Source organism: Flavisericum labens (assembly GCF_045446075.1).
Taxonomy (GTDB): Bacteria; Bacteroidota; Bacteroidia; order Flavobacteriales; family Flavobacteriaceae; genus Flavisericum; species Flavisericum labens.
Map to the genome: position 1 here is coordinate 684,187 of NZ_JBJJBQ010000001.1, position 26,974 is coordinate 711,160.

Annotated in this window: 23 protein-coding genes; 18 read left to right on the forward strand and 5 right to left on the reverse strand. The window is 36.5% G+C overall.

Going from position 1 to position 26,974, the window contains the following annotated elements:
* The first annotated feature begins 26 nt into the window (after positions 1-26).
* From ACIEHO_RS03020 to pth, 3 genes are all read left to right on the forward strand, one after another.
* A complete protein-coding gene (locus ACIEHO_RS03020; protein ID WP_406968495.1) occupies positions 27-2,768 on the forward strand; it encodes a 2-oxoglutarate dehydrogenase E1 component in 2,742 nt (913 codons plus the stop codon).
* 44 nt (positions 2,769-2,812) lie between these two features.
* A complete protein-coding gene (odhB, locus tag ACIEHO_RS03025; protein WP_406968497.1) occupies positions 2,813-4,024 on the forward strand; it encodes a 2-oxoglutarate dehydrogenase complex dihydrolipoyllysine-residue succinyltransferase in 1,212 nt (403 codons plus the stop codon).
* Positions 4,025-4,121: 97 nt separating this feature from the next.
* Positions 4,122-4,751 (forward strand): aminoacyl-tRNA hydrolase, encoded by a 630-nt coding sequence (gene pth, locus ACIEHO_RS03030; protein ID WP_406968499.1) that lies wholly within the window; start codon positions 4,122-4,124, stop codon positions 4,749-4,751.
* A 32-nt stretch (positions 4,752-4,783) separates the two neighbouring features.
* Here the strand turns inward: pth and ACIEHO_RS03035 are convergent, their stop codons facing one another.
* Positions 4,784-7,813, reverse strand: coding sequence for a zinc-dependent metalloprotease (locus ACIEHO_RS03035; RefSeq protein ID WP_406968501.1), 3,030 nt, complete (start codon positions 7,811-7,813; stop codon positions 4,784-4,786).
* A gap of 98 nt (positions 7,814-7,911) precedes the next feature.
* Between ACIEHO_RS03035 and ACIEHO_RS03040 the strand changes: the two genes are divergently transcribed.
* The 14 genes from ACIEHO_RS03040 to ACIEHO_RS03105 all read left to right on the forward strand — a co-directional run bounded on the left by ACIEHO_RS03040 (position 7,912) and on the right by ACIEHO_RS03105 (position 20,640).
* Entirely contained in the window at positions 7,912-8,430 is a 519-nt protein-coding gene (locus tag ACIEHO_RS03040; protein WP_406968503.1) for a hypothetical protein, read from the forward strand.
* Between the two features lie 56 nt (positions 8,431-8,486).
* A complete protein-coding gene (locus ACIEHO_RS03045; RefSeq protein WP_406968505.1) occupies positions 8,487-9,419 on the forward strand; it encodes a bifunctional riboflavin kinase/FAD synthetase in 933 nt (310 codons plus the stop codon).
* Complete coding sequence (locus ACIEHO_RS03050; protein ID WP_406968507.1) at positions 9,412-10,728, forward strand: HTTM domain-containing protein; 1,317 nt, start codon at positions 9,412-9,414, stop codon at positions 10,726-10,728. Before ACIEHO_RS03045 ends, ACIEHO_RS03050 begins: the two co-directional genes overlap by 8 nt.
* Positions 10,729-10,772: 44 nt before the next feature.
* Positions 10,773-12,050, forward strand: coding sequence for a serine--tRNA ligase (gene serS, locus ACIEHO_RS03055; protein ID WP_406968509.1), 1,278 nt, complete (start codon positions 10,773-10,775; stop codon positions 12,048-12,050).
* Between the two features lie 509 nt (positions 12,051-12,559).
* Positions 12,560-14,347, forward strand: a complete 1,788-nt coding sequence (locus tag ACIEHO_RS03060) for a tetratricopeptide repeat protein (RefSeq protein ID WP_406968511.1) — start codon at positions 12,560-12,562, stop codon at positions 14,345-14,347.
* Between the two features lie 18 nt (positions 14,348-14,365).
* The gene (locus tag ACIEHO_RS03065) at positions 14,366-14,689 is read left to right on the forward strand and encodes a DUF4286 family protein (protein ID WP_406968513.1); all 324 of its coding nucleotides are present in this window, start codon (positions 14,366-14,368) and stop codon (positions 14,687-14,689) included.
* A gap of 65 nt (positions 14,690-14,754) precedes the next feature.
* Complete coding sequence (gene rsmA / locus ACIEHO_RS03070) at positions 14,755-15,549, forward strand: 16S rRNA (adenine(1518)-N(6)/adenine(1519)-N(6))-dimethyltransferase RsmA (protein WP_406968515.1); 795 nt, start codon at positions 14,755-14,757, stop codon at positions 15,547-15,549.
* 19 nt (positions 15,550-15,568) lie between these two features.
* Positions 15,569-16,945, forward strand: coding sequence for a magnesium transporter (mgtE, locus tag ACIEHO_RS03075; protein WP_406968517.1), 1,377 nt, complete (start codon positions 15,569-15,571; stop codon positions 16,943-16,945).
* Positions 16,946-17,099: 154 nt separating this feature from the next.
* On the forward strand, positions 17,100-18,080 hold the full coding sequence (locus ACIEHO_RS03080) for a 2-hydroxyacid dehydrogenase (protein WP_406968519.1): 981 nt from the start codon (positions 17,100-17,102) through the stop codon (positions 18,078-18,080).
* Positions 18,081-18,104: 24 nt separating this feature from the next.
* Positions 18,105-18,566: a DUF1801 domain-containing protein gene (locus tag ACIEHO_RS03085; protein WP_406968521.1), complete on the forward strand. Its 462-nt coding sequence runs from the start codon at positions 18,105-18,107 to the stop codon at positions 18,564-18,566.
* Positions 18,567-18,577: 11 nt separating this feature from the next.
* Positions 18,578-18,949 (forward strand): VOC family protein, encoded by a 372-nt coding sequence (locus tag ACIEHO_RS03090; RefSeq protein WP_406968523.1) that lies wholly within the window; start codon positions 18,578-18,580, stop codon positions 18,947-18,949.
* A gap of 16 nt (positions 18,950-18,965) precedes the next feature.
* On the forward strand, positions 18,966-19,352 hold the full coding sequence (locus tag ACIEHO_RS03095; protein ID WP_406968525.1) for a VOC family protein: 387 nt from the start codon (positions 18,966-18,968) through the stop codon (positions 19,350-19,352).
* A gap of 25 nt (positions 19,353-19,377) precedes the next feature.
* Positions 19,378-20,142, forward strand: a complete 765-nt coding sequence (locus ACIEHO_RS03100) for a TSUP family transporter (RefSeq protein ID WP_406968527.1) — start codon at positions 19,378-19,380, stop codon at positions 20,140-20,142.
* A 96-nt stretch (positions 20,143-20,238) separates the two neighbouring features.
* Complete coding sequence (locus tag ACIEHO_RS03105; protein WP_406968529.1) at positions 20,239-20,640, forward strand: NINE protein; 402 nt, start codon at positions 20,239-20,241, stop codon at positions 20,638-20,640.
* 87 nt (positions 20,641-20,727) lie between these two features.
* Here ACIEHO_RS03105 and ACIEHO_RS03110 read toward each other — a convergent pair whose 3' ends face one another.
* From ACIEHO_RS03110 to ACIEHO_RS03120, 3 genes are read right to left on the reverse strand one after another with little or no spacing between them, the layout of a single operon-like run.
* On the reverse strand, positions 20,728-22,554 hold the full coding sequence (locus tag ACIEHO_RS03110) for a GNAT family N-acyltransferase (RefSeq protein WP_406968531.1): 1,827 nt from the start codon (positions 22,552-22,554) through the stop codon (positions 20,728-20,730).
* Positions 22,555-22,575: 21 nt separating this feature from the next.
* Entirely contained in the window at positions 22,576-23,826 is a 1,251-nt protein-coding gene (locus ACIEHO_RS03115; protein ID WP_406968533.1) for an aspartate kinase, read from the reverse strand.
* Position 23,827: 1 nt separating this feature from the next.
* On the reverse strand, positions 23,828-24,307 hold the full coding sequence (locus tag ACIEHO_RS03120) for a GNAT family N-acetyltransferase (protein WP_406968535.1): 480 nt from the start codon (positions 24,305-24,307) through the stop codon (positions 23,828-23,830).
* Between the two features lie 114 nt (positions 24,308-24,421).
* Between ACIEHO_RS03120 and fbp the strand changes: the two genes are divergently transcribed.
* Entirely contained in the window at positions 24,422-25,429 is a 1,008-nt protein-coding gene (gene fbp, locus ACIEHO_RS03125) for a class 1 fructose-bisphosphatase (protein WP_406968537.1), read from the forward strand.
* An 80-nt stretch (positions 25,430-25,509) separates the two neighbouring features.
* Here fbp and ACIEHO_RS03130 read toward each other — a convergent pair whose 3' ends face one another.
* The gene (locus ACIEHO_RS03130; RefSeq protein WP_406968539.1) at positions 25,510-26,973 is read right to left on the reverse strand and encodes a glutamate synthase subunit beta; all 1,464 of its coding nucleotides are present in this window, start codon (positions 26,971-26,973) and stop codon (positions 25,510-25,512) included.
* Between the last annotated feature and the right edge of the window lies 1 nt (position 26,974).

Sequence of the window (26,974 nt, forward strand, 5' to 3'; positions counted from 1 at the left end):
GAACCTACACGGGATTAAAACAAACAATGGATAAATTTTCATTTTTAAACGCAGCACATACAGCATTTTTTGCTGAATTATACGAGCAGTATCTTAAAAATCCAGACTCTGTAGAACCTAGTTGGAGAGCCTTTTTTCAAGGTTACGATTTTGGTAGCGAAAACTATGGGTTGGATGGCGAAATTGTAGATGGAGTGTCTGCCCAAATGCCGGAATATCTTCAAAAAGAGTTCCAAGTCATTAAATTAATTGACGGATATAGAATGCGAGGGCACTTGTTTACCAAAACAAACCCTGTACGTGATAGAAGAACGTATTCGCCAACTTTGGATATTGAAAATTTCGGTCTTTCCGAAAACGATTTAGATACCGTATTTAATGCTGGTGAAATTTTAGGTATTGGGGCGCAAACACTAAGGCAGATTATAGTCCATCTAGAGCGAATTTATTGTAGTTCTATTGGTGTTGAGTATATGTATTTGCGTAATCCGGAAGTTATTTCTTGGTGGCAAGAGAATTTAAATCTTAACGATAATCAGCCCAATTTTTCAGTTGAAAAAAAGAAATATATTCTTTCAAAATTAAACCAAGCGGTAACCTTCGAAAACTTTTTGCAGACCAAATATGTAGGGCAAAAACGATTTTCTCTTGAAGGGGGAGAGTCGCTCATACCAGCCATTAGTAATGTGCTATTTTATGCCGTTGAAAAATTCGATGTAAAGGAATGCGTTTTAGGTATGGCGCACCGTGGACGTTTAAGTACATTGGTTAACATTTTTAGAAAGCCTTTAAATGAGTTGTTTAACGAGTTTGATGGTAAAGATTTTGAAGATGAGAATATTGATGGTGATGTAAAATACCATTTAGGTTTAACGCTCGATAAAACCTATCAAAATGGGAAAAACATCAAGATGAATTTGGTGCCAAACCCATCGCATCTGGAAACCGTTGCGCCAGTGGCCGAAGGTATTACCCGTGCTAAAATTGATAATGATTATGACGGAGACGATTCTAAAATCATTCCTATTATTGTCCATGGAGATGCTGCTATTGCTGGGCAAGGCGTGGCTTATGAAGTCGCACAAATGAGCTTGTTAAACGGTTACAAAACTGGTGGTACGGTGCATATTGTTGTTAACAATCAAATTGGGTTTACAACCAATTATTTAGACGCCCGTTCAAGTACTTATTGTACAGATGTGGCCAAGGTTACGCTCTCACCGGTAATGCACGTTAACGCTGATGATGCCGAAGCTGTTGTTCATGCCGTAGAAATGGCCTTAGAGTATAGAATGCGTTACAAAAAAGATGTTTACATAGATTTGTTGGGGTACAGAAAGTATGGACACAATGAAGGTGACGAGCCAAGGTTTACCCAACCTAAATTGTATAAAGAAATAGCAAAACACCCTAACCCATTTAAAATATATTCCGAAAAGCTTGTAGCGGAGAATACAGTTGACAAAGACTATGTAAAAAATATTGTTGATGAGTTCAAGGATACTTTAGAGTCCGAATACGCAAAATCAAAAGAAGCAGATTCATCTAAGGTAAGAGAGTTTATGCCAGCTCGATGGGAAGGTTTCCAGCGAAGAGGTATTGAGGCTATGCTTGAATCCATGGAGACAGGTTATGCAGAAGATAAACTAAAACATATTTCTAAAGTCGTTTCTACCGTTCCTGAAGGTGTGAAGTTTTTAAGAAAGGCAGAGCGTATTTTAGATGGTCGTTCAAAAATGGTTTTCGAAACCGATACGTTAGATTGGGGTATGGCAGAAACTTTGGCTTATGGAAGTTTGCTTGAAGAAGGCTATAATGTGCGCATGTCAGGACAGGATGTAGAGCGTGGAACATTTAGCCACCGTCATGCTATTTTGCGTGATGAGAAATCAGAAGAGCGTATCAATCTTTTAAATACCAACCCAGAAAATAAAGGCGAAATGTATATTTACAATTCGTTTTTATCAGAATATGGTGTTTTAGGTTTCGATTACGGTTATGCGATGGCAAACCCAAATACATTAACGATTTGGGAAGCGCAGTTTGGTGATTTTAGTAACGGCGCCCAAATTATTTTCGACCAATATTTATCGGCGGCCGAGGACAAATGGAAATCGCAAAATGGCATCGTTGTTTTGCTTCCTCATGGTTATGAAGGGCAAGGTTCTGAGCACTCATCGGCCAGAATAGAGCGCTATCTTCAATTATGTGGAAACGATAATATGGTTGTTGCAGATTGTACAACACCAGCAAGTATATTTCATTTATTGCGCCGTCAAATGAAACGTGATTATAGAAAACCACTTATTGTTTTCACGCCAAAAAGTTTACTGCGCCATCCAAAAGCGGTATCTTCAATTAGTGAATTGGCTTCAGGTAAATTCCAAGAAGTGATAGATGACGTTCTAGAGCCTAAAAAAGTTAAAAAAATGGTATTCTGTACGGGTAAATTCTATTACGATTTGTTGGAGGAAAGAGATTCGCTAGAGCGTGAAGATGTTGCGTTAATAAGGGTAGAACAATTGTTTCCTCTTCATTTAGACCGAATTCAAGAAGTGATAAATCGTTATCCAAATGTTGAAAAATATGTTTGGGCACAAGAGGAACCAAAGAATATGGGCGCGTGGACACACATGTCACAACGTATGGATTTGGTTAAATTAGAAGTGTGCTCAAGACCATACAGTTCTGTGCCTGCACCAGGTTCGAGCACCAGAGATAAAAGAAGACAAAAGAGTGTTGTTAACGCTGTTTTTGATATACAATGATTAAGTAATAAAAAGAATTTTAGATACCATTAAAATTATAAAGAATGATTTTAGAAATGAAAGTTCCTTCACCAGGGGAATCTATTACAGAAGTTGAAATAGCAACGTGGCTTGTAGAAGATGGAGATTATGTTGAAAAAGACCAAGCTATTGCTGAGGTAGATAGTGATAAAGCCACTTTAGAGTTGCCAGCTGAAGCCAGCGGAACTATTACACTTAAAGCGGAAGAGGGTGATGCCGTAGCCGTTGGTGCTGTAGTTTGTTTAATTGATACCGATGCTGAAAAGCCAGAGGGAGGAGAGGCTCCAAAGGAAGAAAAGAAGGAAGAAGCCCCTAAAGCGGAAGCTCCAAAAGAATCTGCACCTGAAGCCAAAACTTATGCTACCGGTAGTGCTAGCCCAGCTGCAAAAAAGATTTTAGCCGAAAAAGGTATGGATGCTGGTTCTGTTACAGGAACGGGTAAAGATGGTAGGGTTACTAAAGAAGATGCTGTAAAAGCCGTACCTTCAATGGGAACACCAACTGGTGGAAATAGAGGAACTTCGCGTACCAAAATGTCTATGTTACGCCGTAAGGTGGCAGAGCGTTTGGTAGAAGCTAAAAATACAACGGCCATGTTAACCACATTTAACGAGGTTGATATGTCGCCAATATTTGCTTTGCGTTCAGAATACAAAGAAACATTTAAATCTAAACACGGCGTAGGTTTAGGTTTTATGAGCTTCTTTACTTTAGCTGTGGTACGCGCGTTAAAAATGTACCCTGCAGTTAATTCCATGATGGATGGTAAAGAAATGTTGACATACGATTTCTGTGATATCAGTATCGCAGTTTCAGGGCCTAAAGGTTTAATGGTACCAGTAATTAGAAATGCTGAAAACTTAAGTTTTAGAGGCGTAGAATCTGAAGTAAAACGTTTGGCATTGCGTGCTAGAGATGGTCAAATTACTGTTGATGAAATGACAGGTGGTACGTTTACTATTACTAACGGAGGTGTTTTTGGTAGTATGCTTTCAACACCAATTATCAACCCACCGCAAAGTGGTATTTTAGGCATGCACAACATTGTAGAGCGTCCAGTAGCGGTTGATGGTAAAGTGGAAATCCGACCAATAATGTACGTGGCTTTATCTTACGACCACAGAATTATCGATGGAAAGGAAAGTGTTGGATTCTTGGTAGCTGTTAAAGAAGCACTAGAAAACCCAATTGAACTGTTGATGGATAATGACGTGAAAAAAGCGTTGGAATTATAAAATGAGCGAGGGATTTTTTCCTTCTTAAAAATATAGTGATAAAAGCATCCTACATTATTGGGGATGCTTTTTTATTTTTGCATCAAAATGAACTTCTATGTGGCAGTTTTTAGTTCGGTTATTTAAAAAGAAAGAAGCGCAAGTAGAAGAACAAGACGTTATGAAAAAGTATTTAATTGTAGGCTTAGGGAATATTGGCGAAAAGTATGAAAACACGCGTCATAATATAGGTTTTAAGGTTTTGGATTATTTTGCACGTCATGAAGATTTAACTTTCGAAACTCAAAAATTGGGCGATGTAGCAACCTATAAATTAAAAGGCCGAACGTTTATATTTATGAAGCCGAATACGTATATGAATTTAAGCGGAAAGGCTATTTTATATTGGATGACCAAGGAAAAAATTCCGATGGGAAATTTATTAGTGATTACCGACGACTTGAATTTGCCGTTTGGAAGCATCCGTTTAAAAACCAAAGGTAGCGATGGTGGCCACAATGGTTTAAAGGATATTCAAGATAAATTAAATACGACAAAGTATAACCGTTTCAGGTTTGGCATTAGTGATGCTTTCAATAAAGGCCGACAAATAGATTACGTTTTAGGCGAGTGGTCCGAAGAAGAAAATAGTCAGCTAAAAGAACGTTTGGAAAAATCTGTTGAACTGATAAAATCTTTTGTTCTGTCGGGGGTAAATAATACCATGAATGCCTTTAATGGCAAATAAAGATAAATTATAAGAAAACTTTCCTTTTGTCCTTATTCAATAACTATTTTCTTTGTGGATTGCTTTAATCCGTCACTAACTTTTAAAAGATAAATACCAGATAGGGCATTTCTCAAATTTATTGTTTCTTTAAAATCACCAACTTTTTCATATTGGCTTTGATGAATAACTCGGCCGCTAATATCAAAAAGTTTAACCGTAATATTTCTGGATAATGCACTATTTAGTTTAATCGTAAACTCACCTTTATTAGGGTTGGGGTATACTTGGAAATCATCAAAACCAAATTTTTGAATTCTAAGCGTGGGTTGAACGTTCAAAGTGTAATCTTCCACTTCACCATCAAAATCATTTTCGCATGAAGTGGGCTGTCCATCATCTTTGTATTTTGTGGCAACACGCATTATTGTATTGCCTAAAACAGCATCGTTAGGAATGGTTATTGACAGCGGTGAATTATCAGTTGGTCCATCGGCTACGTTAAAAGCATTACCTAAATTGTATTCTTCACCAGGGTCATCAAAACTACAGTTTTGGTTCCAGTCTATCCATACTTTTGTACTGGTTTCATAAGCCCCATCATTGGGATCGGTATTTACGTTTACAATCAAATCATACATAGTGTTTCTGCTAACATCTGAAGAAATCGAAGTAAAGTCAGAATAATCAGATTTTGAAGTAACGTTGTCAATTGTATTGAATTGGACCCGTGTTGTACTTGTTTGAAAATCTAGATTTCCAGAAGAAATACATATAGAATTAAAAAATGGAAAATCTACATTTATATTTTTGGTCTGTGTGGTAGCTGTTCCGGTAATGGAAATGTTGTAGTTGCCTTGTGAAACATCATCTAAATTTCCAATGGTCATTGTAACGGTTCCCGAATTGGTCAAGTTTGTAGGTGAAAACGATACGGTAGCACCTCCTGGTATACCCGTAGCACTAAATGTGGTGTTTTCCGAAAAACCATTGACTGGAACATAATCGAAGTTGAAAGTAGCACTTGTGTCGCCACAGTCAATAGTTGAAAGTATAGGGTCAACAATAAAGAAATCAGGATTGGTTGAAATCGAAAAATCAAAATCTGAAACATCGTAAAAAATGTTATCGGAAGCTTCAATTAAAATTCTAGCCGTGCTGGTGTCAGGAATTGAAGGCACCGTATATGAATACGACCCGTCGTTTGGAGTATTGCTAACAATAGTTGTAGGGAAGGTTGCCCCACCATCAGTAGATAGCTTTATATTGACGAACTGACAATTTATTGTGCCAACATTTGCCGTTTGCCCTACATTCCATTCTATAGTTTGTGTTGTGGTTTGTGCCCAATTAACAGGGTTGGTTGCGGTGAATGGCTCGGTACTGTTTACAATTACCTCCATAAAATCTACATCGGTCTGTCCTCCTCCATTGGGGCCAAACACATCATTATCTCTTACTGTGAGCGCAAAATTCAGACTTCTATTAACTGATGGTAATTTCTCCCATGCTGTAGAACCGCCCGAAGCAATGTAACCCGTAAATTCAGGGAAGTTTCTAACCGGGTTGTTAGTACCTTCAAAAGAGCGAAACAAAGGTCCGGTGGTATTGGATTCTTCTGTTTCGCCCGCCGGCCCGAGGTCGTACTGCTCCCATGTATATGTGTGGGTACTTGTGCCATCGGGATCGGTAGAGTTTCCTGTAAGCTTAAATGGGGTTGAAATAGGGATGGTATAATCGGCTCCTGCATGAGCAATTGGGGCGGAGTTTCCTGTTGTGATTTCTGCACCGCATGTGCTTTGGCCAGTGGTGATGTTGTCCCAAATCATTTGAATGCTTTTCTGGTGAAAATAGGCATCACTGCTAAATTGAACGTTTTGTGACGAGCAAATACCGGCATAGGCCATAATGGTTGATCCGCTACCTGGCTCATAAGCATTGGTCGAACTTCTATTGCCACCGCAACTACCTAAGTTTCCATTAAAGGTGTGTGGCGCACCAAATTGATGCCCAATTTCGTGGGCAACGTAATCAATATCGTAAGAATCGCCCACTGGAAAGGATAATCCTGTAACTCCCATGGCTTTTAGGTTGTCCACACAAGGGGAGTTCAAAGAGGCTAAACCGTCGGCGCCAGTACTGAATGTATGGCCTATGTCGTAATTTTCAGGAAGTATGACATCGTTTATAACAGTCTGGCTCTGATCGATAAGTGTTTCAGCATCATTGTTATTTAATTCGTCAGAGTCGATAAAAATAATATCTGTGTTATCAACTAAAACCATTTTAATCGATAAATCTCGCTGAAAAATGGCATTGACGCGGTTCATGGTAACTACCATAGCATTTAATACGGCGATTTTTTTATCAGCTTCTGTATCACCGGCATTTAATCCCGCGGCCATCCAATGGAATTGCGAATACTCAACCGTTGAAGCTATTGCCATCCTAAAAGTTCTTAGTTTTCCGTCGTTAGCATTTTTAAAAGATGAAGATTCTTTATTTGGATGTTTTGCTACAGTGATGTTTTCGGGCAGTAAGCATGTAAATTCTTTTTTTAAGCTCGGCAAGTCACCTTTATTGTAAACCATATAGGTGTTGCTTTCTTCTGTAAAAGGGTCAATAAATTGCACCCCTTTTTTAGTTGAAAACATCATGGCATGTAGACCTCTTGATGTTAAACTGAAAGTTATGGTGGATGATGGATTGTTTATATTTTGACCAATAAATGTTTTTATTTCTGGGTGTTTAGATTGGAAATCTGATTCTAAAATGGATGATTCTTGTATTCGATATTTTTCAAGTTGACCTTCGCTGTTTGGAAAACTTACTATTGCATCAATTTCTTTGGTCGTAACATTATTTTTGATTTCGGATCTTAATGCCGTCTTTAAGTTTCCAATATTCAATTGAAAAAAATTAGCTTTTTTAGGTGTGGTTTTCCTTATTAATTGTTTCCCTTTTGATGCATTTTCTATAGAAATTTGAGACCATAAACCCTGCTTGTTTTGTGCTGAAAGGTTAAGGAAAACGCAGAATAAAATAAGAAATATAGAGTAGTTTTTTTTAAAAAAAGATTCCATTGTAATTACAATTTGAGGCTTCATATCTGGCTAAAAATACAGTGTTAAAAGATTAATTGCAAAAATAAGTTGTGATTTTAAATTGCATATATTTGTTTATGAAGTATTGGTGTCTGTTATTTTTTATTGTTTTAACCATCTCATGTAAAAGTAAAAGTTCTGCAAATGTTGCCATAACTTCTCAGTCTAATAAGACCTCATGTCCTGATAATGGGTATTGTACTTTAGAACGTTTTAATAACAAAACCTTACAAGTTAAACGTGATGGTTTAAACAAAATCTACTTGGAAATTGCGAAGGGCGAAAACTTCGTTTTAAAGTTTGAATACAAAAAAAAGAGCGATAACAAGCTAATGGATGGCAGTTACAGAGAAGAGGTTTTTATAGAATTAAACCCCGATGATTTAGATTTTGAAACCACAGACTTTAAAAGCAGAAAATTATTTTTTGCAAGATGGTGCTATTGTAAAGGGCAAACCGGATATTATAGAATTTCAGAGGGGAAATTAGCAGTTGCAAGGTTAAATGTTACGGAAGCTCAACTTAATTTAGAGTTTAAAATAGATGAGGTGCCACAAATTATTAATAGGATAAGTGAAACTTTTAGTCTGCAATAGATGCTTATAGTTTGTTTTAACTTTCATAATACCTAGTTTTGTAGAAAATTAAAGGCTTGAAAACGAAGAGTAACTTAAATGCTTTAGATAACCAGGAAACGGTAGTAACCATCGGAACTTTTGATGGGGTTCACATAGGGCATCAAAAAATAATAAAGCGCTTAATAAAAACAGGCAAACTTTACGGGTTGAAATCTGTAATTCTTACGTTTTTCCCGCATCCGCGGATGGTTTTACAGAAAGATTCTAATATTAAGCTCATTAACACCATAGAAGAACGCCACGCTATTTTAAATGCACTTGGGCTGGATTACCTGCTAATAAAAAAGTTTACCCATGAGTTCTCAAGACTGTCAGCAGAAGATTTTGTTAAGCAAATTTTGGTCGATAAACTTAATGCCAAAAAAGTAATTATTGGTTATGACCATCGTTTTGGTCGAAATAGAAATGCTGATATTAATGATTTAAAAACATTTGGTGAAACTTACGGTTTTGAAGTTGAGGAAATTTCGGCTCAAGACATTGATGATGTTTCTGTAAGTTCTACCAAAATCAGAACGGCCTTGTTAGAGGGCGATATAGTTAAAGCCAATGCTTATTTAGGTTACAACTTTATGCTTACCGGAGTGGTGTCAAAAGGAAAAGGTTTGGGAAGGCAAATACATTACCCAACCGCAAATATTCAAGTAGAGGAAAACTATAAACTCATCCCAAAACAAGGTGCTTATATTGTAAGTTCAAAAATAAAAGATGATGTCGTTTATGGTATGATGAATATTGGAACCAACCCAACGGTAAATGGTAGCAAACAAACAATTGAGGTACACTTTTTTGATTTCGATGCCAATATTTATGGGGAAAATATCCAAATTGATTTGCTGCAGCGTATTCGAGATGAAGAAAAATTTGAATCGGTTGAAGCCTTGAAAAAGCAATTGTCATTAGATAAAAAAACAGCACTCGATTTTATCTCAAAACAAAATGCTTAATAAGTGGCTCTTTAAACGAATTGATAATTCTGCATTAATTATTTTTAGGATTATTTTTGGTCTACTTTGCTTTTTAGAATCGGTGGGCGCTATATTTACGGGTTGGGTTAAAACCACCTTAATCGAGCCACAATTTACATTCTCTTTTATTGGTTTTGAATGGTTGCAGCCGCTTCCAGGTAATGGTATGTACGTTTACTATGCTGTTATGGGAATGTTTGGGTTGTTTGTCATGATAGGTTATAGGTATAGGTTAAGTATACTGACTTTCACGTTAATGTGGTCGGCAACCTACTTAATGCAAAAGTCGTCCTATAACAACCATTATTATTTATTAATCTTGATTAGTAGTATAATGGTGTTTCTTCCAGCAAACCAATACGCTTCACTAGATGTATATCTAAACCCACAAATAAAAAGTTTTTCCATGCCCAGATGGTGCCGTTGGATTATTATTTTACAGCTTTTTATCGTTTACACTTATGCTTCAGTAGCCAAACTTTACCCAGATTGGATGGATTCTACCGTTATGGAATTGTTTATGAAGTCCAAAAAGAATTATTTTATAGTTGGCAATCTGCTTCAGCAAAAATGGGTACATTATGTTCTAAGCTATGGCGGTATTTTGTTTGATGGATTGGTTGTGCCACTATTGCTGTTTAAGCCAACTAGAATATATATATTTTGGATATCGGTGTTCTTTCATTTGTTTAACTCTGTAATTTTTCAAATAGGAATATTTCCATATTTGGCATTGGCATTTACCTTATTCTTTTTTGAACTGAAAACCATTAATAAGTTGTTCTTAAAAAGAAAACCATTTTATGAAGGTGAAGAAATAATAATTCCGAAGCATAAAAATCTTTGGATTTCTGTTTTTTCATTCTATTTCATCATCCAAATAGCATTGCCTCTAAGGCATCATTTTATTGAGGATAATGTGTTGTGGACTGAGGAAGGCCATAGACTATCTTGGCGTATGATGCTTCGAACAAAAAGCGCGCAGATAGCTTATTGGGTAGAAAATGGACAAACCAACAATCGCTCCTACATTAATTTAAACGATTATCTAACACCAAAACAAAAGCGAACAGCAAGTACAAAGCCTGATGTGATTTGGCAATTTGCCCAACATTTAAAACAGGAGTATAAGGAAAAAGGGCAAGATGTTGCCGTTTATGTAAACTGTAAGGTTAGCGTTAATGGTAAGCCGTTCAAACCCTTAATAAATCCAGATGTAGATTTGGCCAGCGTGCCTTGGAATACATTTAAGCACAGCAGTTGGATTTTGCCATCGAAACAGCAGTAATTATATAAGTAATTCCTTAAATTTGTCGCTTAAATTTTCACAACATGTTGCAAGTTGCCTTTATTAGAGAAAACAAAGATTTGGTAATTGAGCGTTTAGCAAAACGAAATATTGATGCTGCGCAAATGATTAATGATGTCATTACTTTTGATGAGGATAGAAGACGCCTTCAAACGGAATTGGACAATACTTTGGCCGAATCGAATACGCTTTCAAAAGAAATAGGGAATTTGTACAAATCTGGTGAAGTTCAGAAAGCAAACGTTCTTAAGGAAAAAACAAGTCAGTTAAAAGAAACTTCAAAAGAACTAACGGAGGCTTTAAATCTAAAAGCCGAAGAGTTAAACGAATTGCTTTATAAAATACCTAATGTGCCGAACGAAATTGTACCGCAAGGTAGTACGGAACAAGATAATGAGGAGGTTTTTAAAGCAGGTGAAGTGCCAAAATTGTACAACGGTGCATTGCCGCACTGGGAACTTGCTAAAAAATACGACATTATAGATTTTGAATTGGGTAACAAAATAACCGGTGCTGGTTTTCCAGTTTATAAAGGTAAAGGGGCTAGGCTGCAACGTGCATTGATTGCCTATTTTTTGGATAAAAATACAGCTGCTGGATATACCGAATATCAATTACCACATTTAGTAAACGAAGCTTCTGGTTTTGGTACGGGGCAATTGCCAGATAAAGAAGGGCAAATGTACCATGTAACTGGCGATAATCTGTATTTAATACCAACGGCTGAGGTGCCTGGAACTAATATTTTTAGAGATGTGGTTTTAAATGAAAGCGATTTACCTGTCAGTATAACTGGCTATACACCTTGTTTTCGTCGTGAAGCTGGGAGCTATGGTGCACATGTTAGAGGTTTAAACCGTTTGCACCAATTCGATAAAGTTGAAATTTTACGAGTAGAACACCCAAGTAAATCGTATGATGCTTTAGATGGCATGGTGGCACACGTAAAAACCATTTTGGAAGAATTAAAATTACCCTACAGAATTTTGAAACTTTGCGGAGGCGATTTAGGGTTTACATCGGCTTTAACTTACGATTTTGAGGTATTTTCAACAGCCCAAGACCGTTGGTTGGAAATATCTTCGGTTTCTAATTTTGAAACATTTCAAGCCAACAGATTGAAATTAAGATTTAAAAACAGCGATGGTAAAAATGAACTGGCACATACTTTAAATGGAAGTTCACTAGCCTTACCACGTGTATTGGCAGGAATATTAGAAAATTACCAAACTGAAAATGGTATTGACATTCCTGAAGTTCTGCAACCTTACACTGGTTTTAAAGTTATTGATTCAGAGTAAGTTTAAACCTACTTAATTAGGGATTCACGTTTATAACATCGACAAAATACAATAATCGCATGCCGATTAACGATTTTTAGTAGGTTTTCTTGGTTTTTTAGCTTTTATTTTACAAGTTAGCAGTCCAAATCTATTTTAACCTAACTGATTATGAAAAATGTTAAACGCATTGTTCTGTTAATTGCTCTAGTTTTTTTCGCAACAAAAGTATTGTCTTCAGATTTTGAGTTATTTGAATCTGAAGATAGAGCAACGGCTATTGTGAGCAAATAGGGATTTTGTTTTTCCGTTCCGACATCTTGATGCAATCAAAAAATGGTTGAATTGGTCATTCTGCACTATGCAGAAATTTAAAGACTGTCCCCAATCGAGTAGTTAATTAACAAGTAGTTAATAGAGTATTATTTTTGGTTGGTTAGTGCCCGAATTTTATTCGGGCATTTTTTTTTAATTATTAAAATTTCTTGATAGCCACCGTTACTAAAATACACATTTACTATATTTACCAAATGAGGCTTTTATTTATTATAATGTTTCTTTTTTCGGTTACCGCATTCTCTCAAGGCGATTTGGTGGCTAAAGAATATTTTAAAAATGGTGAATATGAAAAGGCCTTACTGGAGTACAAGAAACATTTTGCTAAATCACCATCCAATATCAATTATATCTATCAAATAATTGTTGTTCATCAAGAATTAGAACAGTATGCTGAAGCCGAAGCGTTTCTTTTAAGTTTAATGGAACGGGTAAAATATCCTGGGTTTTTGGTAGAATTGGGCTATAATTATCAACTTCAAAATAAGATTGAAAAAGCTCAAGAGCTTTATGAAAAAGCAATTCGAACTATTGATGAGAAAGCAAGCAATGTTTTTTCGGTAGCCAGAAGTTTTCAAAATCATTCGCTTTTGGATGAGGCGGCAATATCTTATGAAAAATCCATGGCCTTAAATCCCGATTTTAATTTTAACATCCAGCTTGCCCAAATTTACGGTGAGCAAGGGCAAATTGAAAAAATGTTTAAAAGTTATTTAGATTTTATAGACTCCAATCCCAATAGTTTAAGCAATATAAAACGAGCCATAAACGATTTTGTAACTGAAGACGGTTATAACGAAAGCAATATCCTTTTCCGTAAAATGTTGCTTAAAAAAATGCAACAACAGCCCGATGTTTTATGGAACGAACTGCTAAGTTGGTTGTTTGTTCAGCAAAAGGATTTTAAAAAGGCCTTCACGCAAGAAAAAGCCATTTATAATAGAGAACAGGCTGGTTTAACTAGGGTTGAAGAATTGGCTGCTATTTGTGTCAATGAAAATGAAATCCAGGTCGGCAAAGAAATCTATAGTTTCATTATTGAAACCGCCCAAAATCCTGATACAAAGCTAAACGCTCATTATAGATTGCTTCAGCTTCAAATTGAAGAAAGTTCAAAAGACGATTTCCAAGATATCCAAGCGAAGTATTTAAACTTATTAGACACTTTTGGTGATGATGCTAAAACCCTAAAACTTCAAATTTCGTACGGGCATTTTTTGGCGTTTTACATGAATGAAACCAATAAGGCTACTAAATTTTTAGAAACTGTTTTAAAGGAACCTTTAACACAACTTGAAAAAGCTCAGGTTAAGTTAGAACTGGGGGATATCCTCTTGCTTCAGGAACAGTTCAATAAAGCTCTGATTTATTACACGCAAATTCAGCGTAATCTTAAAAACAGCACGATTTCGCAACAAGCCCGATTCAAAGTAGCCAAAGCCAGTTATTATAAAGGCGATTTTAAATGGGCCGAGTCACAACTTAAAATTTTAAAGTCTTCAACATCACAACTTATTGCCAATGATGCATTGGATTTAAAACTTCTTATTACAGATAACAAATATGAAGATTCCCTTCAAACAGCATTAAAGCTTTATGCCAAGGCTGATTTGTTAGCGTTTCAAAACCGAAATGATGAGGCCATATCCTTACTGAATAAAATTTTAGATGAGCATAAAACAGAACCTATTATTGCTCAAGCCCTTTATAAACAATCGCAATTATATGAAGTGAAGAGGCAGTTTGATAAAGCTGTAGCTAATTATGAGGTGCTGATTGAAACTTACAGAGAAGGTATTTTGATTGACGATGCTACTTTTAAATTGGCCCAGATTTACGAGAAGCAATTAAATCAACCTGAAAAAGCTAAGTTACTTTACGAGAAGATTATTTTTAACCATGCCGATAGCATTTATTTTGTTGAAGCTAGAAAACGTTTTAGAGCGTTGCGCGGAGACACGATAAATTCGGAAACTTTATAAAAACGACTAAAATTTAAAATGTACATATATAACGTAACGGTAAATATTGACGAAAGTATTCACGACGATTGGCTAAAATGGATTAAGGAGCACATTCCGCAAGTTTTGGGCACGGGTAAGTTTGAAAAAGCTACCCTTACCAGAGTAATTGTTGAAGAAGATATGGGTGGTCTAACCTATTCCATTCAATACCGATCGTATTCTCGGGAAGCCTTAGATGCTTATTACCGTCAAGACGCCGAGAGACTTCGAAGTGAAGGCCTTAGAAAATTTGCAGATAAAATGTTGGCATTCCGTACCGAACTCCAAATTGTAGATGAGTACACCGTGAACTTTAAATAGTTCTGTCACCCTGAGCCCAGTCGGAGGGGCTTTTGTATCTTTGCTAACTAAACGACGAGCAATTAGTGGCAAACAAACCCAATCAACACCAGGTAAAAGCTAAGAAGCATTTAGGACAACATTTTTTAAATGATGAATCAGTTGCACAAAAAATAGCCAACTCCTTAACTTTAAACGGTTATAAAAATATTTTGGAGATCGGTCCGGGTATGGGTGTGCTTACCAAATATCTTTTAAAGAAGGATGCCATAACATACGTTGTCGAAATCGATACAGAATCGGTAGAATACCTTCAGGCCAACTACTTGAACTTGGTTCCTCGAATTATAGAAAAAGATTTTTTAAAGTACGACTTAAATGCCGTTTTCAAAGGAGAACCGTTCGGTATTATTGGTAATTTTCCATATAATATCTCTAGCCAAATTGTTTTTAAAACTTTAGACATGCGAGAGCAAATACCTGAATTCTCAGGAATGTTCCAAAAAGAAGTAGCACAACGCATTTGTTCAAAAGAAGGTAATAAAGTGTACGGTATTTTGTCTGTTTTGGTTCAGGCATTTTATGAGGCAGAATATTTATTTACGGTTCCACCTAGTGTTTTCAGCCCGCCGCCAAAAGTAGATTCTGGTGTGTTGCGACTTATTAGAAAAGAAAACTATACTTTGCCTTGTGATGAAAAACTATTTTTCAAAACGGTTAAACAAGCCTTTCAACAGCGCCGAAAAACGCTTCGTAACAGTTTAAAAACATTCAATTTGTCAGATAATTTAAAAGCAAATAGTATATTTGGCAAACGTCCAGAACAATTAAGTGTTCAAGAGTTTGTTGCACTCACGCAACTCATAGAAAACGATATTTAAATTAATAAACTTTTTCCATTTGTCAGAAGAAAAAGAAAACATACAATTTCAGCTTACAGATGAACTTTTAGAGCAGGTGGAGTTACTCCTTGAAACCCAAGATAACAAGGCGCTCAAAAAGTTAATGGAGGAGTTTCATTATGCCGATATTGCCGAAATTTTAGATGAGCTCGATTTAGAGGGAGCTATGTATATAATTAAGCTTCTAGATTCTGAAACCACTTCCGATATCTTAATGGAACTGGATGAAGACAATCGGGAAAAAGTTTTAAAAAACCTTTCGGCGCAGGAAATCGCCGATGAAGTTGAGGAACTCGATACCGATGATGCTGCCGATATTATTTCCGAATTACCCGAAGAGAGAAGGCAAGAGGTTATCTCAAAGATTGAGGATGAAGATCACAAAGCCGAGATTACAGAGCTTTTAGCCTATGATGAGGATGTTGCGGGTGGGCTTATGGCCAAAGAGTTGGTGAAGGTTTATGAAACTTGGACTGTAGCGGGTTGTTTGCGGCGTATACGGGGGCAGGCAAAAGACGTTACCCGAGTGCATTCTATTTATGTGGTCGATAAGCAAGAAAGGCTTATTGGACGCTTGTCTTTAAAAGATTTAATTGTTGCAAAAAGCAATCAAAAAATTGCCGATATTTATATCTCAAACGTTGACTACGTTAATGTACTCGAGGATGCAGAAGAAGTAGCCAAAATTATGGCTAAATACGATTTAGAGGCTATTCCAGTAGTTCAAAGTGATGAGAATAAAATCCTTTTGGGGCGAATTACCATTGATGATATTGTTGATGTTTTAAAGGAGGAAGCTGAGAGGGATTACCAAATGGCTGCAGGTATTACTGGAGATGTTGAGGCCGATGATAGCATTTTACAACTAACTAAAGCACGTTTACCGTGGTTATTTTTAGGCCTAGTTGGTGGCGTGGGGGCCTTTTTAATCATGGAAGGCTTTCAAGATGCTTTTAGTAAATATGCGGTACTGTTCTTTTTTACGCCATTAATTGCGGCTATGGCAGGTAACGTTGGGGTCCAGTCCAGTGCGATTATTGTTCAAGGTTTGGCCAACGACGATGTAAAGGGCAGCGTAAACAGCCGTTTGATAAAAGAAATGCTTTTAGCAGCTCTAAATGGAGTTATTTTAGCCATGTTTCTATTTCTTTTTGTCTGGGTTACAAAAGGCGAAATTAATACAGCATTTGCTATTTCTGTTTCACTGGTGGCGGTGATTATCGTTGCTGGTTTGATAGGTACTTTTGTGCCACTTTTTTTAGACAAACGTGGTATAGACCCTGCTATAGCAACGGGGCCATTTATAACTACAAGTAACGATATTTTCGGAATTCTTATCTATTTCTGGATTGCAAAAATGATTTTAGGTATTTAGTATTTTGACGTTGCCCTGTAGATTGGCCTTTTTACTTCAATCTTTTGTTCTCAAAAAGATTTTTACTTCAATCAATCCCTGGCGCAAAACTTCGTTAAGCTCAACTTGTTTCAGTATCACATAATATTTACTTTTGGTTTATATAAAATTCAATATGAAAATCCTTCATCTCGACACCAACCACGAACTACTTATTAATCAATTAAACCATTTAGGCTTTCAAAATGAAGAAGATTATATTTCTTCAAAAGAGGAAATAGAAACCAAAATTAAAAATTATGATGGTATTGTTTTAAGAAGCCGCTTTACTATCGATCAGCAATTTCTAGATGCTGCCAAAAACCTAAAATTTATTGGTCGGGTAGGTGCTGGTTTAGAAAATATAGACTGCGATTATGCCAAAAAAAAAGGAGTTTACTTAATATCCGCACCAGAAGGTAACCGCAATGCAGTTGGCGAACATGCCTTAGGGATGCTACTATCTTTGTTTAATAAACTGAATAAAGCCGATGCCGAAGTAAGGCAAGGCCAATGGTTGCGGGAAGAGAATCGAGGGGTCGAATTAGATGGTAGAACGGTAGGGATTGTTGGTTATGGTAATATGGGAAAGGCATTCGCAAAAAAGCTAAGAGGTTTTGATGTTGAGGTATTGTGTTATGATATTAAGGATGATGTTGGTGATACTAATGCCAAACAATTGTCTCTAAACGAATTTCAACAAAAAGTAGACGTGGTAAGTTTGCATACGCCACAAACACCGTTAACCCTGAATATGATAAATTCAGAATTTATTAATCAGTTTAAAAAACCATTTTGGTTTATCAATACGGCGCGCGGTAAGAGTGTGGTAACAAAAGATTTGGTTTCGGCGTTGCGCTCAGGCAAAATTTTAGGTGCGGGACTAGATGTTCTGGAATATGAAAAAGCCTCTTTCGAAAATTTGTTTAATACACTTGGCACTTCAGGCAAAGTTAAAAAAGGCTTGCTTAGCCAATTAGAAGTGTCTGAAGCCTTTCAATATTTAATTAACGCCCAAAATGTTCTGCTGTCTCCACATGTGGCCGGTTGGACGGTTGAAAGCAAAGAGAAGCTTGCGCAAACCATAGTAGACAAAATTAAAGCAAAATTTTGTTAACTTTAGATTTCTAAAGTTGACATTATGCAATATCAAGCGAACTCACCCGAGGACTATATCAGTCAAGTTCCTATAGAGCGCCAAAAAACGCTTATAAAACTGCGTAAAGTCATTAATGGCAATTTGCCGAAGGGGTTCAAGGAAGGCATCCAGTATGGGATGATTGGATATTATGTTCCGCATTCGGTGTATCCAGATGGGTACCATTGTAATTCTAAGTTACCATTGCCATTTATGAGTTTTGCTTCACAGAAAAATTCAGTCAATCTTTATCATAGTGGTATTTATGCCATTCCTGAAATTCACGATTGGTTTGTGGCGGAGTTTCCAAAACACAGCAAGCGTAAATTGGATATGGGCAAAAGCTGTATACGGTTTAAAAACCTAGAAGATATCCCCTATGAATTAATAGCCGAATTGTGCACAAAACTTACTGTTAACGAATGGATTGCTGTTTACGAAACTAATATCAAAAAGAAAAAATAAATTATTAAAAGATGAAACTAGGAGCATTTTCTATTAGCCTAAGTGTAAAAGACATAAAGGCATCAAAACAATTTTACGAAACACTAGGTTTTACAAAGTTTGCTGGAGATATGGAGCAAAATTACCTGATAATGAAAAATGGTAATGCCCTTATCGGACTTTTTCAGGGTATGTTCGAGCAAAATATTTTAACCTTTAATCCAGGGTGGGACGAAAGTGCCAATAAAGTTGAACCGTTTGATGATATCAGGGGTATTCAAAAACATTTAAAGAATAATAATATCAAATTAGAAAAGGAAGCAGATGAAAGTACAACCGGGCCGGCAAGCACCATGTTATTCGATCCCGATGGTAACAGCATTTTGATAGACCAGCACGTATAATTGAAAATTTCTAGAAATGAAAAAAAGAGTAACTGGTATTGGCGGTTTGTTTTTTAAAACCAAAGACGCTAAAGCCACAAAGGATTGGTATAAAAAGCATTTGGGTTTTAATACCGATGATTTCGGCTGTACCTTTTGGTGGAAAGATAAACAAGGTAACGATTGCTCTACGCAGTGGAGTCCCTTTCCTGAGGACAGCAAATATTACGAGCCTTCAAAAAAAGACTTTATGTTTAATTATCGTGTTGAAAACTTACATGAACTGCTTAAGGTTTTAAAGGAGGAAGGCGTAACCATTGTTGGAGAAGTTGAAGAATATGAATATGGAAAATTTGGTTGGATTTTAGATAACGATGGTAATAAAATTGAGCTCTGGGAACCTGTTGACAAAGCTTTTTTGTAAATTCGTTTTCTTTAAAAAATAGCTATTGTCTTATTTAGAAATTTTACAATCTTTTCAATTAATTGCATGGGAATGGGTGGCCATTGGCTTTGCGGTTTTTTTATTGGGCTTGTCCAAATCTGGTATTAAGGGGATTGGCATTATTATAGTGGTTATTTTAGCCTTTATATTTGGAGAAAAGGCTTCTACAGGTGTTTTGCTTCCCATGCTTATCGCAGCCGATATTTTTGCTGTAACCTATTACTTCCATCATGTAAAATGGGATATTATTAAAAAGCTTATTCCATGGATGATTGTTGGGGTTTTGGTTGGTGTTTGGGTGGGCAACGATATCTCAGAACTCCTATTTAAAAGAATGATGGCTGTAATCATTATCATTTCGGTGCTTATCATGATTTACACAGAAAGGAAAGCATCACCCAAAGTACCCAAAAGTAAATGGTTTGGTATCATTATGGGATTTTTGGCAGGGTTTACAACCATGATTGGTAATTTGGCCGGACCCATTTCCAATATTTATTTTCTGGCTATGCGTTTTCCAAAAAATGAATTTATTGGTACCGCCGCGTGGTTATTTTTTATTATTAATGTGTTCAAACTTCCCTTTCATATTTTAGTTTGGAAAACAGTTTCCGTAGATACATTGGTGCTTAATTCAGTACTAATCCCAACCGTTGTTATTGGGTTTTTTCTAGGAGCAAGAATTGTAAAGTTGATTTCCAATCTTAACTACAGGCGTTTTATACTAATTGTTACAGCAATTGGGGGAATAATCATGTTGTTTAGGTAGTTATGGGATTATGGCTTTTTGCAACTATAACCAACCAAAAACCAATACATTTTTTATTACCTTTACAACCGTTTTACTAACAAAAAACTTAAAATTATGTCTGATGAAAAAAATTTAAGCGACGACCTAAACGATATGTTGGACGACGCCAAAGACGGAGCTAAAAAGGCAGCCGATACAGCAAGTGAAAAAGCTAAGCAGTTTAGTGATGGAGCCAAAGAAACAGCCTCAGAATTTACGGAAAGTGCTAAAGAAGCTTTTTCTTCTGGTGAGAATAAAAAAATATTAGCTGGTGTTTTGGGCATTCTTTTTGGAGGGTTAGGAATACATAAGTTTGTATTGGGTTATAACAAAGAAGGTGTTATATTACTAATTGCAACCATAGTAACCTGTGGAATTGCAAGTATTGTTGGTTTTATTGAGGGTATTATTTACCTAACAAAATCTGATGAAGAATTTTATAATACGTATCAGGTAGGCAAAAAACCTTGGTTTTAGTCGAAAATTTATTAAGATTGAATACTAAAAAAGCCAAAAATTTAATTTTTGGCTTTTTCTTTGCTATCTCGCGAATACACAGTTTTATTACCCGTTGTTTCCATTAAACCTGCGTTCTAATTCAGCCTGAAACTCTTCCATAACTGGGCGCACGGTGCTTTCTGGTAAGTCGGCAATTTTAATGTACATTAAACCATCCACTGAATTATTGAATAACGGATCGACATTAAAGGCTACCAACTTGGCATTTTGTTTTATATACTTTTTAAGTAGTACAGGTAGGCGCAGTGCGCCTGGCTCAACTTCATCTATAATGCGGTCAAATTTGTTTAGATCGGCTTCGGTTTCGTCAAAAACAAAATCTTTATCGGCGTCTTTTAGTATTACCTTAAATTCTTTTTTAGGCCTAACGTATTGTGCAATGTATGGATCGTAGTAATGCGATTTCATGAACTCAATCATCAACGATTTTGAGAAGTTTGAAAATTGGTTGCTAATACTTACACCTCCAATTAAATAATTGTGTTCAGGGTAACGTAAAGTTGTATGCACTATACCTTTCCAAAGTAAAAATAGTGGCATCGGTTTTTGTTGGTACTCTTTAATGATAAAAGCGCGTCCCATTTCGATGGATTCACTCATCATTTTATATAACTCTGGTTCGAACCTAAAAAGATCCTGTAAATAGAACCCATTGATGCCATAGCGGTCAAAAATTTGGGAACCCAGCCCCATACGATAGGCGCCAACCAAAACTTGCCTTTCATTGTCCCAAAGGAACATATGGTGGTAATAATTGTCAAAATCGTCTAAGTCGATAGCTTCGTTGGTGCCTTCGCCCACTTCCCTAAAAGTAATTTCGCGCAATCTTCCAATCTCACGCAGAATACTTGGCACTTTTTTAGCTTCAGCTAGAAACACTTCGTAATTTTTACTTTGTAGAAGGCGTGAACCGTCTTCTCTAAGGGCTTCAACTTCTTTTGCCATTAAAGAAGCGTCTACCGGAGTAACTATATTTTTTGGTGCTTTAGGTGTTTTTAAGCTAGATGAAATACCATCAAAAATTTTTGATTTCTCTTCAAAAGCATTGGAAAGCATATAGGTTTTTCGCCTTAAAAATTCCGAAAAATCTTTAAGGTCAGCATGCTCTTTTTGGTCTTCAACCGAAATGGGCCTTCCTATTCTAACCTTAATGATACGTCTTTTTTGAGTGAGTAATTCAGAAGGCAGTTTTGCTGTTCTAAACGTGTCACTAATTTTTGAAAGTTTATAGAACAACTTGCTGTTTTTTGCGTGGAAATAAATGGGGACAACTGGTACTTCTGCCTTTTTTGCTAATTTCATGGCGGCTTCTTCCCAAGGTCTATCCACTACCAATTTTCCATCGCGGTAGGTTGAAACTTCCCCAGCAGGGAAAATGCCCAGCGGATGCCCTTCCCGTAAGTGTAAAATGGAATTTTTAAACCCTGTTAAACTTGACTTTGCATCTTTTCTGTCTTCAAAAGGGTTTACCGGCATTATGAACGGTTTTAACGGTTCAATACGATGCAGTAAAAAATTTGCTATTATTTTGAAGTCTTTGCGTTGCTCTAGCATTAATTTTAATAGTAAAATGCCATCAATACCACCAAGTGGATGGTTGGATATAGTAATATAAGCACCGTCTTTTGGCAGCCGCTTTAAATCTTCTTCAGGTATTTCAAACTTAATTTGAAAATCGTCTAAAATGGCGTTTAAAAACTCTAATTCGTTAAGGTGTTTATTACGGTTATAAATTTTATTGAGCGTAGATATTTTTAACAGTTTCATTAACAGCCACCCAATGAAAGTGCCGATGAATCCGTACTTGTCCAATTGAATGGCTTTGGCCACTTCTTTGGCAGATACTAAACCTATATTTTGTGATTTGCCCATGGCGTAAATGTACTAAATAGTTTATTTAGTTACTATTTGAACCGTTTCTTGAGTTAACTGTTTTAGTAGCACGGTTTTGTCCGTTTCAATGTCGTTTATGGCAGACTGGTTGTAATGCCTAATTGTGTAAAGTGAAACCTTTTCATGACAAGTTACTTTAAATTTTGCTTTTAGATGTCGTAAAAGAGGTTCTAAATTATTATAAATATTATCAATACACACTGAAAAACTAATGGCTGAATTTTGGATAACATCAACCTTCATTTTGTGTTGGTGCAAAAGTCTAAATATTTCACTGATATTCTCTTCAACTATAAAGGAAAAATCTAATGATGAAAGTGAAATCAATACCTGGTTTTTCTTAACTATGAAGCAAGGTATCATCGGATTGATGGTGATATTTTTGCTTATTTGTGTTCCTGATGTTTCGGGCTTTAAAAACGACTTTACATAAAGAGGTATTTCCTTGCGTTGTAATGGCTGTAAGGTTTTTGGGTGTATAACAGATGCACCGTAAAAGGCTAACTCTATAGTTTCTCGATAAGATATGTTGTTTAACAATTGAGCGTTTTCAAAGTATCTTGGGTCGGCATTTAATAACCCTGGAACGTCTTTCCAAATGGTAACACTGTTGGCATTAAGGCAATAGGCGAAAATTGCTGCAGTATAATCGCTACCCTCTCTACCTAAAGTCGTGGTAAAATTGTTGGCATCGCTACCCAAAAATCCTTGCGTGATGTTTAATGTCGTTTTGTTGAGTTTTGAAGAAATTAGCTTTTGAGTACTACTCCAATCTACACGGGCCTGTCTATAATAATTATCCGTTTTTATAAAGCTCCTAACATCAATCAAGTTGTTTTTTATTCCGATAGAATTTAGGTATTCGCTTATTATGGCTGTGGAAACTAGTTCGCCGTACCCCACAATTTGATCGTATACAAAATTATAATCGGGTGATTTATTCACTTTTAACAATGCAAATAACTCATCAAAAAGAGCCGTAACCTTTTTAAATGCTGGATGGTTTTCGTTATCAAACAAATCCAACAGAATTTGGTTATGGTATTTTTTTACCTCTTGTAAAGAACTTTGTAGTTCTTGCTTGTTGTCGAAGTAGTTTTTAACCACAATTTCTAGCGCATTGGTAGTTTTTCCCATGGCCGAAATAACTAACATGGTGTCTGCAAAACCTACTGTTTGTAAAATATTTGCCAAGTTTTTAACACCTTGGGCATCTTTTACTGAGGCACCACCAAATTTAAATATTTGCATCTTATATTTTTGAAATGTAATTTTTAATGCCTTCTTCACTTAACTGCACCACATCCCAATCGCGCATAACATGGGCGCCTTTTTTTTCGTAAAATGAAATAGCTGGCTCGTTCCAATCCAAAACCTCCCAGTTAATACGCTTAACGCCTATGCTATGGCCATATTTAACAACTTCATCTAAAAGAGCAGTTCCTATTCCGCTGCCACGCATAGATTCGCTAACTATCAAATCTTCCAAATGAATGGCTCGACCTTTCCAAGTGGAATAGCGGTTGTATATCAAGGCAATTCCTTCAATTTTGGAGTTGGCCACTGCAACAAAACAAATAAAGGCGGGGTTTCTGCCAAAGCCATCACGTTCTAAATCTTCAACAGTTATTTCAACGGCTTCAGGTTCTTTTTCGAAAATGGCAAGTTCGTTAATTAACTTTAAAACCTGTGGCATGTCTTTTTTAACAGATTTTCTAATTGTAAAATTCATATTTCCTAAATATTACATCAAATATAGTTTAAAGTTAAATAATTCCTGAAACAGTATCTAAAACGTTGTAGTTTGTTAAAAAAACTGTTATTTTGTAGTGCAAAATATTCCAACATGGCACATAAAAAACAAACTTTAGGCGAATTTATTATTGAAAATCAGGCATCTTTTAAATACTCGTCAGGAGAGTTGTCAAGTTTGCTCAATTCCATTCGATTGGCGGCAAAAGTAGTTAATCACGAGGTAAATAAGGCTGGTTTGGTTGATATAATTGGTGCTGCCGGAGATACCAATATTCAAGGTGAAGATCAGCAGAAACTTGATGTTTACGCCAACACGAAGTTTATACAAACCATGACTAAGAGAAATATTGTTTGTGGTATTGCCAGCGAAGAAGAAGATGATTTTATAACAATAAATAGCCAAGATGAAAACCACGGTAACAAATATGTAGTTTTGATTGATCCTTTGGATGGTTCTTCAAACATCGATGTGAATGTGTCAGTTGGTACTATATTTTCAATTTACAGACGTGTTACTCCAGTTGGAACGCCTGTTACGCTGGAAGATTTTTTGCAGAAGGGTAGTGAACAAGTGGCTGCTGGTTATGTGGTTTATGGAACATCAACGATGTTGGTTTATACAACTGGGGCTGGTGTAAACGGTTTTACGCTTAACCCTGCCATAGGTTCCTTTTATTTGTCGCATCCAGATATGGAATATTCGTTAGATGGTAATATTTATTCGGTAAACGAAGGGAATTATATCCATTTTCCACAGGGTATTAAAGATTACATTAAGTACTGCCAGAAGGAAGAGGGAGATAGGCCTTATACATCAAGGTATATAGGTTCTTTGGTTTCAGATTTTCACAGAAATATGATAAAGGGAGGCATTTACTTGTACCCCCAGAGTTCAAAAAACCCTAAGGGGAAATTGCGCTTGCTTTATGAATGTAATCCTATGGCATTTTTGGCAGAGCAGGCCAACGGAAAGGCCAGTGACGGTGAAACTAGAATTATGGATATTCAGCCCACCGAATTACATGAACGGGTGCCATTTATCTGTGGTAGTAAGAACATGGTTGAAAAGGCTGAGGAGTTTTTTAAGAATGCAAAATAATTCGCAGGAAAATATAAAATATAGATAAAAAAAATGCGAGCTTTTTGGCTCGCATTTTTTATTATAAATTACTTCATTCGTTAGAGCGCAACCAAATCGCCAGTTATATCTTTTGAAGGTAAATCAGATTTACCCATTAAGTATAAATCAACCTGGCGTGCTGCTTCACGACCTTCAGAAATGGCCCAAACAATTAAGGATTGTCCGCGGCGCATATCACCAGCTGTGAATATGTTTGGTATATTAGTTTGATACTTTCCGTATTCAGCCTTGTAGTTCGAACGGGCATCTTTTTCAATGCCTAATTTGTCCGCTAAAGTACTTTCAGGACCTGTAAAACCAAGAGCCAATAAAGCTAAATCGCAAGGCCATGTTTTTTCGGTACCCTCAATTTCAATTAGTTGAGGACGCTCACCCGGAACCATTTTCCATTCAACGTTTACAGTTTTCAAAGCAGTTAACTTATTGTTTTCGTCTGTAATGAATTCTTTAGTGTTTATTAACCAATTACGTTCAACACCTTCCTCGTGTGAAGAGGATGTTTTTAACTGCAATGGCCAAAACGGCCAAGGAGTGGTTGGCGAACGGTGTCCTGGAGGTTTCGGCATAATTTCAAAATTCACTACCGATTTGGCTCCATGACGGTTAGAGGTTCCAACACAATCGGAACCAGTATCACCACCACCAATAACGATAACATTTTTATCGGTGGCCATCACTTGGTTTTCTACTTTTTTACCAAAAAGAACTTTGGTTTGTTGTGTTAAGAAATCCATAGCTTGAACCACGCCATCTGCATCAATGCCTGGAGTAGGCAGGCTTCTTTTCTCGGTAGCTCCACCACAAAGTACAACAGCATCAAAGGCTTTTAACTCTTCAGCGTCATAGTTTACCCCCACGTTTACGTTGGTTTTGAATTCAATACCTTCTGCTTCTAAAATGGCTAAACGTCTATCGATTATTTCCTTTTCCATTTTGAAATTTGGAATACCATATCGTAAAAGTCCACCAATTTCATCGTCTCTTTCAAAAACTGTAATGGTATGTCCCGCTCTGTTTAATTGCTGTGCAGCGGCAAGACCTGCAGGACCAGAACCAACAACGGCTATGGTTTTTCCTGTTCTCGTTTTTGGTGGTTGGGGTTTAATCCATCCTTCTTTGAAGGCTCGTTCAACAATTTGTTTTTCTATATTTTCAATGGCTACTGGGTCTTCAATAATACCCAATACGCAAGATTTTTCACAAGGAGCCGGACATAATCTACCAGTAAACTCAGGGAAATTATTTGTAGAGTGCAGTATCCATGATGCTTTTTGCCACTCACCTTGATGTACCATGTGGTTAAAATCGGGTATTAAATTGCCTAGTGGACAACCACTATGGCAAAAAGGAATACCACAATCCATACAGCGCGAGCCCTGTAGTTTGATATCTTTTTCACTTAACGGAATTGTAAATTCTTTATAATGTTTTACCCGGTCTTCAACGGGCTTGTATTGTTCATCTTGTCTGTCAAATTCTTTAAATCCAGTTACTTTTCCCATG